The organism is Uruburuella suis (genome assembly GCF_004341385.1).
Taxonomy (GTDB): domain Bacteria; phylum Pseudomonadota; class Gammaproteobacteria; order Burkholderiales; family Neisseriaceae; genus Neisseria; species Neisseria suis.
In genome coordinates, this window is record NZ_SLXE01000046.1 from 1 (window position 1) to 12,777 (window position 12,777).

The 12,777-nt window shown below is 53.6% G+C and carries 13 protein-coding genes and 3 tRNA genes; 4 read left to right on the forward strand and 12 right to left on the reverse strand.

Going from position 1 to position 12,777, the window contains the following annotated elements:
• Positions 1–233 precede the first annotated feature (233 nt).
• Positions 234–665: a Spy/CpxP family protein refolding chaperone gene (locus EV680_RS11215; RefSeq protein ID WP_243650401.1), complete on the reverse strand. Its 432-nt coding sequence runs from the start codon at positions 663–665 to the stop codon at positions 234–236.
• Between the two features lie 201 nt (positions 666–866).
• Between EV680_RS11215 and rpe the strand changes: the two genes are divergently transcribed.
• Positions 867–1,547 (forward strand): ribulose-phosphate 3-epimerase, encoded by a 681-nt coding sequence (gene rpe, locus EV680_RS11220; RefSeq protein ID WP_132954834.1) that lies wholly within the window; start codon positions 867–869, stop codon positions 1,545–1,547.
• A gap of 186 nt (positions 1,548–1,733) precedes the next feature.
• Here the strand turns inward: rpe and EV680_RS11225 are convergent.
• The 7 genes from EV680_RS11225 to EV680_RS11255 form a co-directional block, all read right to left on the reverse strand.
• Positions 1,734–1,824 (reverse strand) — tRNA-Ser (locus EV680_RS11225).
• Positions 1,825–1,846: 22 nt separating this feature from the next.
• Positions 1,847–1,936: transfer RNA gene (locus EV680_RS11230), tRNA-Ser, on the reverse strand.
• A 95-nt stretch (positions 1,937–2,031) separates the two neighbouring features.
• Entirely contained in the window at positions 2,032–2,811 is a 780-nt protein-coding gene (gene yaaA / locus EV680_RS11235) for a peroxide stress protein YaaA (RefSeq protein ID WP_132954835.1), read from the reverse strand.
• 232 nt (positions 2,812–3,043) lie between these two features.
• Positions 3,044–3,134, reverse strand: a tRNA-Ser gene (locus EV680_RS11240).
• A gap of 271 nt (positions 3,135–3,405) precedes the next feature.
• Positions 3,406–4,368 carry a lipoyl synthase gene (gene lipA, locus EV680_RS11245; RefSeq protein ID WP_132954836.1) on the reverse strand — a complete coding sequence of 321 codons (963 nt, stop codon included), beginning with the start codon at positions 4,366–4,368 and terminating at the stop codon, positions 3,406–3,408.
• On the reverse strand, positions 4,365–4,985 hold the full coding sequence (lipB, locus tag EV680_RS11250; protein WP_132954837.1) for a lipoyl(octanoyl) transferase LipB: 621 nt from the start codon (positions 4,983–4,985) through the stop codon (positions 4,365–4,367). The genes lipA and lipB overlap by 4 nt, the downstream gene beginning before the upstream one ends.
• Positions 4,986–4,987: 2 nt before the next feature.
• Positions 4,988–5,257 (reverse strand): HP0495 family protein, encoded by a 270-nt coding sequence (locus EV680_RS11255; RefSeq protein WP_132954838.1) that lies wholly within the window; start codon positions 5,255–5,257, stop codon positions 4,988–4,990.
• Positions 5,258–5,623: 366 nt separating this feature from the next.
• Here EV680_RS11255 and lon point away from each other — a divergent pair, with 366 nt between their 5' ends.
• Together lon and EV680_RS11265 are read left to right on the forward strand one after the other, a co-directional pair.
• Positions 5,624–8,074 (forward strand): endopeptidase La, encoded by a 2,451-nt coding sequence (gene lon / locus EV680_RS11260; protein ID WP_132954839.1) that lies wholly within the window; start codon positions 5,624–5,626, stop codon positions 8,072–8,074.
• Between the two features lie 193 nt (positions 8,075–8,267).
• On the forward strand, positions 8,268–8,537 hold the full coding sequence (locus tag EV680_RS11265; RefSeq protein WP_132954840.1) for an HU family DNA-binding protein: 270 nt from the start codon (positions 8,268–8,270) through the stop codon (positions 8,535–8,537).
• 302 nt (positions 8,538–8,839) lie between these two features.
• Here the strand turns inward: EV680_RS11265 and glyA are convergent, their stop codons facing one another.
• From glyA to EV680_RS11280, 3 genes are all read right to left on the reverse strand, one after another.
• The gene (glyA, locus tag EV680_RS11270; protein WP_132954841.1) at positions 8,840–10,090 is read right to left on the reverse strand and encodes a serine hydroxymethyltransferase; all 1,251 of its coding nucleotides are present in this window, start codon (positions 10,088–10,090) and stop codon (positions 8,840–8,842) included.
• Positions 10,091–10,276: 186 nt separating this feature from the next.
• Positions 10,277–10,636, reverse strand: a complete 360-nt coding sequence (locus tag EV680_RS11275) for a hypothetical protein (protein WP_132954842.1) — start codon at positions 10,634–10,636, stop codon at positions 10,277–10,279.
• Positions 10,637–10,660: 24 nt separating this feature from the next.
• Positions 10,661–11,401, reverse strand: coding sequence for a nitroreductase family protein (locus EV680_RS11280; protein ID WP_132954843.1), 741 nt, complete (start codon positions 11,399–11,401; stop codon positions 10,661–10,663).
• A gap of 222 nt (positions 11,402–11,623) precedes the next feature.
• On the opposite strand from EV680_RS11280, the gene EV680_RS11285 reads away from it, so the two are divergent.
• Positions 11,624–11,848, forward strand: a complete 225-nt coding sequence (locus EV680_RS11285) for an HP1242/YdcH family protein (protein WP_132954844.1) — start codon at positions 11,624–11,626, stop codon at positions 11,846–11,848.
• A gap of 83 nt (positions 11,849–11,931) precedes the next feature.
• On the opposite strand, the gene EV680_RS11290 is transcribed toward EV680_RS11285, so the two are convergent.
• Positions 11,932–12,492, reverse strand: coding sequence for a pseudouridine synthase (locus EV680_RS11290; RefSeq protein ID WP_132954845.1), 561 nt, complete (start codon positions 12,490–12,492; stop codon positions 11,932–11,934).
• Positions 12,493–12,777: the final 285 nt, after the last annotated feature.

The window sequence follows — 12,777 nt, forward strand, 5'->3', positions numbered from 1 at the left end:
CGATCGTTTGAAAAGGCATTATGAAAGCGTAGTTGCTTTAGCTTGTATTATGCTATGGCTGCCTTTATGACAAGTAATTGTCAGGACGCCCTAGCCCTCTCCCACGGGAGAGGGAACAGGTTTCTGCTGCGGGCAAGAGGATGTGAATATTCAATAATTAGTTGCCGTATCTATAAGGCCGTCTGAAACGAAATGGGTTTCAGACGGCCTTGATTTTTTATGGCAAGGTTTGTTTATTTCAGGCAGGCATTCAGCCATAAACGGCGCTGGTCGGGTGTGAGCAGCTGAAAAAAGCGGTGCTGGATTTTTAATTCGTCTACGGCAAAATCCATACTGGGTGCGTAGCGCTCGCCCACATAGCCGCGCGCAAACGATTCGTTGAAATCATCGGCCGCCAAAATGCGCATCAGGTTGCGTTGGCGGTTGCGATTGATGCGGTCGTTTTTGCGGTTGGCTTGGTCGAGCGCTTTTTTATGCTCGGTGCGGATGCTGCGCAGCTGATTGCGCTGCTCGGGGCTGAGCGAGAGCTGGCGGATGTCGCAATTGGGCTGGAAATCGTCAAGCTGCACCGCCATTTGCGCGGCTTGTGCCTGAGCAACGCCGCCCAGCAAAATGCCGGCAAGGGCCAGCGCCATCAGCGCCGGGGGGGGCAAGAGATTAAACACATTGTTTCCCTGAGGTTTCATGGGTCAGAAATGTAGCCGATACACGTGTGAAACACGGTATAATGGCGGTAAACTTGCGTAAAAACGGCATTATCGTTTAAAAAATGCTTTTTTGTCTAATTAAATTGCCGCTTTGTTATCAATGCCCTAGCTTGTTCGGGCAAAGCAGGCGGCCGTCTGAAAACGGAGAAAATAAAAAAGATGAGCACATTATTTCGCATTGCACCCAGCATTTTATCGGCCGATTTTGCCCGCTTGGGCGAGGAAGTGAGCCGGGTGGTGGAGGCGGGTGCCGACTTGATTCATTTTGATGTGATGGATAATCATTATGTGCCCAACCTCACTTTCGGCCCGATGGTGTGTGCGGCGCTCAAGCCTTATGCCGCGGTGCCGGTGGATGTGCATTTGATGGTGGAGCCGGTGGATGATTTGATTCAGTCGTTTGCCAAGGCCGGTGCCGACATCATCACTTTCCACCCCGAAGCCAGCCGCCATGTCGACCGCAGCCTGAGTTTGATTAAAGATTTGGGCTGCCAGGCAGGCTTGGTGCTCAATCCGGCCACGCCGGTTTATGTATTGGAAAACGTGCTCGACAGGCTGGATATGGTGTTGTTGATGTCGGTGAACCCCGGCTTCGGCGGCCAAAGCTTTATTCCGCAAACGCTGGTGAAAATCCGCCAGGTTCGCGATTTGCTCGATATGTATGAGGGCGAGAGCGGCCGCCATGTGGCGCTGGAAGTGGATGGCGGCATTAAGGTGGACAATATTGCGGCGGTGGCGGCAGCCGGTGCCGACACTTTTGTGGCCGGCTCCGCCATTTTCGGCCAGCCCGATTATGAAGCGGTGATTCGGCAGATGCGTGCCGAGCTGGCGGCGATTTGAGCAGGCTTTAGATAAAATGCACCGGCAAGCCGAATAAGTCGTCATCATGCAGTAAAACAGGCCGTCTGAAAATATTTTCAGACGGCCGCGAAATTTATCGCTCGGATATTTGTATCCGACCTGCGCATGATTTAAACAGTATTATAGAAAAAATAACCCGCTGATTAATCAGCGGGTTTTGCATTTTGGCGGAGGCTGTGAGATTCGAACTCACGGAGGGCTATCAACCCTCGACGGTTTTCAAGACCGTTGCATTAAACCGCTCTGCCAAACCTCCAAATGTAAAACTGTTTCAAGGCTGGCGGAAGCGGTGAGATTCGAACTCACGGAGGGCTCACACCCTCGACGGTTTTCAAGACCGTTGCATTAAACCGCTCTGCCACGCTTCCGTTGCTTGAAGTCGGGCATATTATCTCAGTTTGCCCGTTTTGCCAAGCATTTTGGTGCCTGATGGGATTAGCTTTTTGTTTTTATTGCAATCGTTTTATGTGGCGGTTTGCGCGCGCAGAAACACCCATTCGTTTTCAGACGAAGCGGCGGCATTGAAGGCATAGCCTGCGTAGTCGAAATGCTTGAGTGCTTCTGGCTCGGCAATCTGATGCTCGGCGGCATAGCGCACCATCAGGCCGCGGGCTTTTTTGGCGTAGAAGCTGATGATTTTGTATTGGCCGTTTTTTTCGTCTTTAAATATCGGCGTGATCACGCGGGCATTAAGGCGGCGGGCATCAACGGCTTTGAAATATTCATGTGAGGCCAGATTGATCAACGTGTTGCCGCCGTTTGCGGCCAAAGTTTGATTGAGCGTGTCGGCAATGATGCTGCCCCAAAAAGCATAAAGGTTTTTGCCGCGCGAATTGGCAAACGGCGTGCCCATTTCCAGGCGGTAGGGCTGCATCAAATCGAGCGGGCGCAGCAAGCCGTAGAGGCCGGAGAGCAGGCGCAGGTGTTGTTGCAGATAATCGATGGCGGCTTCGGGCAGGCTCTCGGCATCGAGCCCTTCATACACATCGCCGTTAAACAAATATACCGCCTGTTTGGCATTTTCGAGCGTGAAAGGCGTGTGCCAAGCGGCGTTGCGCTCGGCATTGAGCAAGGCGATTTTATCGGAAACATGCATCAGCGCGGCCAAATCCTGCGGCGCCAGCGGCCGCAATTGAGCCATCAGCTTTTCGGCTTCGCCTAAAAGAGCGGGCTGGGTGTGTTGCGCGGTGGGCGCGGGGGTGCGTTCGTTGAGGTTTTTGGCGGGCGATAAAACAAACAACATGGCAGGCTTTCTGTGCAAGGGTTTCAGACGGCCTCACTTTAGTGGCTGAAGGCGGCTTTGGCAAGCGTGTGCAAGAGAATGTATGCGCCCGATTGTGTGCGTTTATGACGGGCTTCGGGCTATATGTTCTGAAAAATGGTTTGCTGTGCCATTTTTAGCAGAGCTTTGGGCATTTAAGCGGAATGAAAAAGAAAAATCCCTTGATAATCAAGGGATTTTTCTTTTAAAAAACTGGCGGAGAGGAAGGGATTCGAACCCTCGATACGCTATAAACGTATACACGCTTTCCAGGCGTGCGACTTCAACCACTCATCCACCTCTCCGGATGGCATGTTTCGCGGTGGATTGCGAAAGCGCGGATTATACGGCGGTTTGCGCCCGCGTGCAAGCTTGAATGCGTGTTTGTGCGTGGGCGGGCATTGCTTATTTTTATTTGGCATCGGTGTTTGCGTGGAAAGGCCGTCTGAATGCGGTTTGGTGGGTGATGAGTAAGCATTTTTTGCAGAAAGTGTCGATGCTTTGCAGCAGAGGTTGATAAAAACAGGCCGTCTGAAATGTTTCTTTCAGACGGCCTGTGTGTCATTAAGCAACTGTTTACAATTCTCCCAGCGCCTGCGTGGCCTGCTCGTCGGCGTGGTAGCTGGAGCGCACCATCGCGCCGATGGCGGCGTTGGTAAAGCCCATTTGGTAGGCTTCTGTTTCGAAGATTTTGAATTGATCGGGGGTAACGTAGCGCAGCACCGGCAGATGGTCGTCTGAAGGTTGCAAATATTGGCCGACGGTGATCATTTCGATGTTGTGCGCGCGCATGTCGTGCATGATTTCGCGCACTTCGTCATCGGTTTCGCCCAAGCCGACCATAATGCCGGATTTGGTGGGAATGTGGGGCATCATGGCTTTATAGCGGCGCAAAAGCTCGAGCGAGTGCTGGTAATCGGAGCCGGGGCGGGCTTTTTTATACAGGCGCGGATGGGTTTCGAGGTTGTGGTTCATCACGTCGGGCGGGGTTTGGGCGAGGATTTCCAGCGCGATATCGAGGCGGCCGCGAAAATCGGGCACGAGAATTTCGATTTTGGTTTGCGGGCTTTTTTCGCGAATGGCGCGGATGCAGTCGGCAAAGTGCTGGGCGCCGCCGTCGCGCAAGTCGTCGCGGTCCACCGAGGTGATCACCACATAGCGCAGCTTCATGGCGGCCACGGATTCGGCGAGGTTTTTCGGCTCGTCGGCGTCAAGCGGGTTGGGGCGGCCGTGGCCGACGTCGCAAAAGGGGCAGCGGCGGGTGCAGATGTCGCCCATAATCATAAAGGTGGCGGTGCCTTTGCTGAAGCATTCGCCGATATTGGGGCAGCTGGCTTCTTCGCACACGGTGTGCATTTTTTGGTCGCGCAGAATATTTTTGATTTCAAAAAATTTCTTGCCTGTGGGCAGCTTGGCGCGTATCCATTCGGGCTTTTTGATTTTTTCGTCGAGCGGCACCACTTTGATGGGGATGCGCGCGGTTTTGTCGGCACCTTTGAGTTTGATGCCTTGCTTGGGGTCGATTTTGATTTCGCTCATGATAGAGAGTCTTTCAATGCGAGTTGTGTGTTCAGATGGCCTGTGAGTTTGGCGGCCACTTCTGCCAAGCCGGGGCAGGGGCTCAGCAAATCGGCCATTTGGGTCATTTCCATGCCGGCATAGCCACAGGGGTTGATATGGGTGAACGGGCTTAAATCCATATCGATATTGAGCGCAAGGCCGTGATATACCGCGCCGTTTTTGATGCGCAGCCCCAGCGAGGCGATTTTTTTAGCGCCCACATACACGCCCGGGCGCTCAGGATCGGCGGCGGCGGCAATGCCGTATTCGGCCAGGGTGGCGATAATGCTGTTTTCAAGCGCGCTCACAATGTGGCGCACGCTGGTTTGGCGGCGCTTGAAATCGATTAGGGTATACACCACGAGCTGGCCGGGGCCGTGATAGGTGATTTGGCCGCCGCGGTCGATCTGCACCACGGGAATATCATCGCGTATGAGCAGGTGCTCGGGTTTGCCGGCGAGGCCTTGGGTGAACACGGGTGGATGCTCCACCACCCACAATTCATCTTCGGTGGCTTCGTTGCGCGTGTCGTTAAATGCTTTCATGGCTTCAAACACGGGCGCGTAATCGGCCAAGCCCAGTTGCACGGTTTTCATGTTTAGAGCACCATTTTAACCATGGGGTGCGCCGTGAGCGCGTGGTAAATCTTGTCGAGCTGCTCTTGGCTCTCCACATTTACCTGAGCGGTGGCGCCCAAATAATTGCCTTTGCTGCTGGGGCGGGTGCTGATTTGGTGCGGCTCGGTGTCGGGCGCGTGCTCGCGGATCACATCTAAAATCGTGTTTTCAAATTCGGGATGGTGCGCACCCATAATTTTCACCGGAAAGGTGCAGGGAAACTCGATGAGCGTGGTTTTTTCTTCTGACATGGCGGCTCCTTGGCGTGGAAGAATAGAGCGGAATAAATAAAAAAGTTTTGCATCACTTTAAATCTTTATTTCGCGATAGAGGCCGTCTGAAACCGTTTCAGACGGCCTGCTTTTAAATAGATAGCGGATGGCGCTCATTTTAGCGCAATCCGTTGGCTGAATCCATAAATGCCGCCGCGCTGTGTTTTTTCAAGCCGGCGGTGCCAAAAAACGGCTGTGGGCACGGCGGCAAAATGCAGCTGCAGCTTGGCTGAAGAAGCGCTGTGTATCGATTCTGCCGACGAATGCGGGGCAAGCCTTGAAAAAACATATTCCGGCACAACTTTGCGCATAACCCGATTGAATACTGGAAAACAGGGATTGAAAATGAAAACAGATAAGCATTTTGAGGAATATAGCGCACTGGCCACTTTGCCGCTGCGCGATGTGGTGGTGTATCCGCACATGGTGCTGCCCTTGTTTGTGGGGCGGCCCAAATCGATTGCCGCGCTTGATTTGGCCATGGATAACGATGAGCCGGTGTTTTTGCTGGCGCAGCGCAATCCCAATGATGAAGAGCCCAATGCAAAAGATTTGCACGAAATGGGCACGGTTGCCCATGTGTTGCAGGTGTTGAAGCTGCCCGACGGCACGGTAAAAGTGCTGGTGGAAGGTGTGCGCCGTGCCCGCGCGCTCACGGTGGAAGACACCGGCGAATTATTTTTGGCGCATGTCGAAGCCATCAACGATACCGATGGCGACAGCGCCGACATCGAAGCTTTGCGCCGCACGCTGCTGTCGCAATTCGATCAGTTTGCCAAGCTCAACAAGAAAATTCCGGGCGAAGTGCTCAACACCATTCACGGCATCGACAACAACGGCCGCCTGGTAGACACCATTGCCGCACATTTGCAATTAAAGCTGGATCAGCGACAAGAAATTCTCGACACCGTGAGCATTGCCGCGCGCATGGAATATCTGCTTGGTCAGCTTGAAGCCGAGCTCGACATCATGCAGGTGGAAAAGCGTATCCGCGGCCGCGTGAAGCGCCAAATGGAAAAATCGCAGCGTGAGTATTATCTCAACGAGCAGGTGAAAGCGATTCAAAAAGAGCTGGGCGAAGAAGACGAGCGCGGCGAATTGGATGCGCTGGAAAAGCAGATTAAAGAAGCCGGCATGAGCAAAGAAGCCGAAGAAAAAAGCCTGGCCGAATTGAAAAAGCTCAAAATGATGCCGCCGATGTCGGCCGAATCCACCGTGGTGCGCAACTATATCGACACCTTGCTGGAATTGCCGTGGAAGAAAAAATCACGCGTGAGCAAAGATATTGCCAAAGCCGATTTGGTGCTGGATGCCGATCATTACGGCTTGGAAAAAGTGAAAGAGCGCATTCTCGAATACTTAGCCGTGCAAAAACGGGTGGATAAGCTCAAAGGCCCGATTTTGTGCCTAGTGGGGCCGCCGGGCGTGGGTAAAACCTCGCTGGGCGAATCCATCGCTAAAGCCACCGGCCGCCAATATGTGCGCATGGCTTTGGGCGGCGTGCGCGACGAGAGCGAAATCCGCGGCCACCGCCGCACCTATATCGGCTCGATGCCCGGCAAAATCCTGCAAAACATGGCCAAGGCCGGCGTGAAAAACCCCTTGTTTTTGCTCGATGAAATCGACAAACTCGGCAACGATTTCCGCGGCGACCCCGCCAGCGCGCTGCTGGAAGTGCTCGACCCCGAGCAAAACAGCAAATTCGTCGATCATTATGCCGAGGTGGATTACGACTTGAGCGATGTGATGTTTATCGCCACATCCAACAGCCTCAATATTCCGCCCGCCTTGCTCGACCGCATGGAAATCATCCGCCTGGCCGGCTACACGGAAGACGAAAAAATCAACATCGCCATGCAATATCTGCTGCCCAAGCAAATCAAACGCAACGGTGTGAAAGGCGGCGAAGTGGAGATTGAAGAGAGCGCGGTGCGCGACATTATCCGCTACTACACCCGCGAAGCCGGTGTGCGCTCGCTCGACCGCGAAATCGCCAAAATCTACCGCAAAGTGGTGATGCAGATTGCCTTGGCTGAAGACAAACGTGCCCATGAAGACAAAGGCCGTCTGAAACGAGAACCTGTGGTGGTGAATGCCGCCAATCTGCACGACTATCTGGGCGTGCGCCGCTTCGACTACGGCGTGGCCGAAGAAGAAAACCGCATCGGCCAAGTAACCGGGCTGGCGTGGACGGAAGTGGGCGGCGAATTGCTCACCATCGAAGCGGTGGCGCTCAAAGGCAAAGGCAATATCGTGCGCACCGGCAAATTGGGCGATGTGATGCAGGAGTCGATTTCAGCCGCTTGGAGTGTGGTGCGCTCGCGTGCCGAAGCGCTGGGCATTGCGCCTGATTTTTACGAGAAAAACGACATCCACGTGCATGTGCCCGAAGGTGCCACGCCGAAAGACGGTCCCAGCGCCGGCATTGCGATGACGCTGGCGATGGTGTCGGCCTTAACGCACATACCCGTGCGCGCCGATGTGGCGATGACCGGCGAAATCACCCTGCGCGGCGAAGTGCTGCCTATCGGCGGCCTGAAAGAGAAGCTGCTGGCGGCGCTGCGCGGCGGCATTAAACATGTGCTGATTCCGAAAGACAACGTTAAAGATTTGGAAGAAATTCCGCAAAACGTTAAAGAAGGTTTGGAAATCCATGCCGTAAAATGGATAGACGAAGTGCTCGCTTTCGGTTTGGAGCGCGAGCCTGAGCCTTGGAAAGAAGTGGATTCAGGTAGCAGCGATGTGGCATTGGCAGCTTCAGGCCATAAGTCAAGTGTAAAAGCAACCAAACATTAAAAGCATTGTAATGTGTTGTAAAAGGTGCAGAAGAATGGGCGCAAACCCCAGAGCAGCTCAAGATTGTGCACCTTTTTGCTTGACACGGCGATTTTAGACTTGCTATAAAGGCGCAGATGTATCAAATTTGTATCCACACGCCCGTATCCACGGGGCTTTCATTATTTTTCCGAACGATAGAAAGGGACTTATTGTGAACAAGTCTGAATTGATTGAAGCCATTGCCCAAGAAGCCGACATCTCTAAAGCTGCCGCTACCAAAGCTTTGGACGGCTTGATGAATGCTGTGACCAAAGCTTTGAAAGAAGGCGACACCGTAACGCTGGTCGGTTTCGGCACTTTCTACGTTGGTGAGCGTGCAGAGCGTCAAGGCCGCAATCCGCAAACCGGTGCGCCGCTGACCATTGCTGCTGCTAAAACACCGAAATTCCGCGCCGGTAAAGCGCTGAAAGACGCGCTGTAAACCTTGCACCGTCAGGTGATTCAGTTGGATAAAAAAGCAGGCCGAAAGGCCTGCTTTTTGCATGGACGCATTTTGCTGTGTTGCGGTGATATCCATCCTAAAAAAGTTTACTGCTTTGCCCTGTAGTTGGGGGCAGGGTTTCATGCGTACGATTGCGCCGCCTTTGGGCAGCGTGCGTATCTGCTATTTGGGGCAGCTTCGAAGAAATACGCGCGGTGTTTGTGCTTGTTTTGAGGATAAGCTTAAAAAAGGCCGTCTGAAAATCTTTCAGACGGCCTTGGCAATTTGCAGCTTGATAAACTTTATGCGCCGTAAACCGGGTTTTTCGTGCACAACGCAGTAGCGGCTTCGGCCGTGCGCGCCAGCGTGGCTTCGTCTGCCGGGTTTTCCAGCACGTCGGCCACGAGGTTGGCCAGCGCGCGGGCATCGGCTTCATCAAAGCCGCGGGTGGTCATAGCGGCGGTGCCGATGCGGATGCCTGAGGTGACAAACGGTTTTTCCGGGTCGTTCGGGATAGCGTTTTTATTCACGGTGATGTGCGCTTTGCCCAAGGCTTCTTCGGCGGCTTTGCCGGTGATGTTTTTGCTGCGCAGATCCACGAGGAACACATGGCTCTCGGTGCGGCCGGAAATGATGCGCAGGCCGCGCTTAACCAGCTCTTCGGCCATGGCCGCGGCATTGATTTTCACCTGCTTGGCGTAATCTTTGAAAGCCGGCTCCAGCGCTTCTTTAAACGACACGGCTTTGGCGGCAATCACATGCATCAAGGGGCCGCCTTGCAGGCTGGGGAAAATGGCGGAATTGAGCGCTTTTTCGTGGGTGTTGTCGCGGCACAAAATCACGCCGCCGCGCGGGCCGCGCAGGGTTTTGTGGGTGGTAGTGGTCACGAAATCGGCAAAAGGCACGGGGTTGGGGTATTCACCGCCGGCAATCAGACCGGCATAGTGCGCCATGTCTACAAAAAGATACGCGCCTACTTTGTCGGCGATTTCGCGGAATTTCGCCCAGTCGATTTCCAGCGCATAAGCCGATGCGCCGGCCACGATCATTTTGGGTTTGTGCTCCTGCGCCAAACGCTCCACTTCGGCATAATCGAGCACTTCGTTTTCATCCAGGCCGTAGGTAACGGCGTTGTAGAGCTTGCCGGAAATATTCACAGAAGCGCCGTGGGTGAGGTGGCCGCCGTGGGCGAGACTCATGCCCAAAATGGTGTCGCCCGGCTTCAACACGCTGGCATACACGGCCTGGTTGGCTTGCGAGCCGGAATGCGGCTGCACATTGGCATATTCGGCGCCGAAAAGTTTTTTCACGCGGTCGATGGCCAGCTGCTCGGCCACATCGACATGCTCGCAGCCGCCGTAATAGCGTTTGCTCGGATAGCCTTCGGCATATTTGTTGGTGAGCTGGCTGCCCTGGGCTTCCATCACGGCGCAGCTGACGTAGTTTTCAGAGGCAATCAGCTCAACGTGGTCTTGCTGGCGCTCAACTTCGGCGGCCATGGCTGCGGCCAGCTCGGGGTCGTATTTTTCGATGGTAACGCTTTTTGAAAACATGCTCGTATCCTTTAAGCAGGGTGGGGTAGGGTTTGCTTTCAGACGGCCTTGAAAGAAGCATCAGGCCGTCTGAAAGCGGGGTAAAGCGGCTGGGCGCTATTGTAACCGAATTTCATCTGCGAGGCTTATGAAAACGGTGATATTGTCAACAAAATTTGATTCATACAGGCCGCTTGCAATGGATTTTCAAGGAAACCATTCGTCTTGCTTCAGATAGCGGTCGATAGACTCGATAAGCTTTTCCAAATCATATTCGGCTTGTGCAGCGCGCAAATCGCGGGCGATTTCGCTGATGGCAACGGCATCGAGCTTCTGGCGGGCAATGGCGCGCGCCGCTTCGGTAAACACCAGCACTTTATCGGCGGCTTCGGGCGCGATTTCATCGGCGGCAAGCAGGTAAAGCTGCTCGCTGTACAAATAAAAAGCGAGGCTCTCGGCCGGATCGGCCTGCCATTGGGCATCGTTGAGCGGCCACCACGGTTCGCGTCCTTCAAGCTGCACAAAGCGAGCGCCAATGCCGAATAAATGCCGATAAGTGCGCTTCATTTCAGACGGCCTGATAGGTGAAACTTATTCAAATTTAATCAACCAGCCTTGCTGTTGCAGCAAGGGGATGTTTTTCGGGGCGTAGGTGTTGCTGTAGTAGCGGGCGAATTTTTCGCGATAGGGCAGCTTTTCGCGCGCCTCGCCGAATGCGCTCATGGTTTGCTCGTATTGCGCCAAATCTTCGATAAGGGTTTGCTCTGCCGGATAATGGTTTTCGGCATACACGCTGCTTTCGGGCAGGCGCGGCTTGAGCGCCATTTCAATGTCGGGTGTGCCGATGCAGAGGCCGAAAATCGGGAAGGTGTTGGCCGGCAGGCCGAGCAGCTCGATTAATTGCGGCGCAATCAGGCGGATGCCGCCGGTGAAGCAGGTGGCATAGCCAAGGCTTTCGGCGGCCACCAAGGCATTTTGCGCCGCCAATGAAGTGTCGGTTACGGCGGTGATCAGGCTGTCGGGCTCGCCGGCGGCGTTAAAGCTGCCCTGAAAGGCTTGACTGGCGAGGCCGGCGCGGTGCAGATCGGCAATGAAGAGCAGATAAGTGCTGCAGGTGCCGATTTGCGGGTTGCCCGGTTGCAGCGCCACGATTTGGGCGCGCAAAGCGGGGTCGGTGATGTTGATGATGCTGTAGTGTTGGCCGTTCATCCACGAGGGAGCTTGGCGGGCGCAATCGATAATGGTTTGCACATCTGATTCGGGCAGGCTGAGGCCGGCTTTGAAATGGCGGTAGGTGCGGTGCTGGCGTATGGTTTCGATGGCGTTTTGCATGGCGGTTTCCGGTGAAAAGAAGGCTTAGATTGTAAGCGCTCGCCTTTCGCAGGGCAAGCTTGGCCGTGGCTTTGCTTTGCGTCAAGAATTGTTAAGAAATTAGGTGAAAATGCTTGGAAAAGCTGGCTAAAAAGGCTGATTTTGTTATAATGAAACCGAAGTTAAGAGAGAGCATAAAATGCTTGGTTTTCAATCTGCATTATGTAAAAAAGAGGAAGAGCTATGTTTCCGGAATACCGTGAATTGATTTCAAAATTAAAACAACAAGATGCACACTTTGCCCGTTTGTTTGACGAGCACAACGCGTTGGACGACAAAATCACCGGCTTGGTAAATAACCCGGTAACCAGCGGTTTGGATGAAATCGAAGAGCTGAAAAAAGAAAAGCTGCAATTGAAAGACCGCTTGTATGAAATTCTGCAAAAAGCAGAAGCAGAAGGCAAATAGTTTTTAATCAAGATATGAGCATAGGCCGTCTGAATCTTTCAGACGGCCTTTTTGTTTGGCTGGACGCAATTAATAAAAAAGTTTTAAGGCTTCTCGTTGCTGTATTGCCATTGCCCCAAAGCCAGCTGTTGCTCAAATAAATTCAGACGGCCGATGGCCACGCGCACCAAGCGCAGGCAGGGATAACCTGCTTTGGCCGTCATGCGGCGCACTTGGCGGTTTTTGCCCTCGCCAAGTGTGATTTCAAGCCAGAAATCGGGCACGCTTTTGCGCACGCGTATGGGTGGTTGGCGCGGCCATAAGGCAGCGGTTTCGGCAGCATCGAGCACGCGCACGCGGGCAGGGCGGGCGATAAAGTCGCCCAAATCCATTTTTTGGCGCAGCAGGTTTAGCTTGGCTTCGTCGGGGCTGCCTTCGAGCTGCGCCCAATAGGTTTTTTCCTTGCCGAATTTAGGCTCGGCAATCTGCGCCTGCAAGCGGCCGTTGTTGGTGAGCAGCAGCAGGCCTTCGCTGTCGGTGTCGAGCCGGCCGGCGGGATAAAAGCCGGGTGCATCGATATAGTCTTTCAGGCTCGCATGCTTTTCATGCGCCGAAAATTGGCAAATCACACCGTAGGGTTTGTTAAAAACAATTAAATCATTCATTTATTATTTCACTCAATGGCATGGCGGCTTATTCTACCTTCAATTCTACCTTTACATGCGGCAATCTTTTGGCTCAAAAATGCGCCTGCTGTGTTAAAAATGCGCGCAAGGTGGCCAAGCTTGCTGCGCTTTTCGCCTTGTAGGCACGCTTTTGCCCTCAAAAGCTTACGCGCGGATGATTTGCGAACAAACCCTAGGGTCTGTTCACAATTACTTGTCATAACATTGAATAAAAAGGAAAGCAGGTGTAAAAAGGGAGCTCTCACACAACCCTAATACACCTGC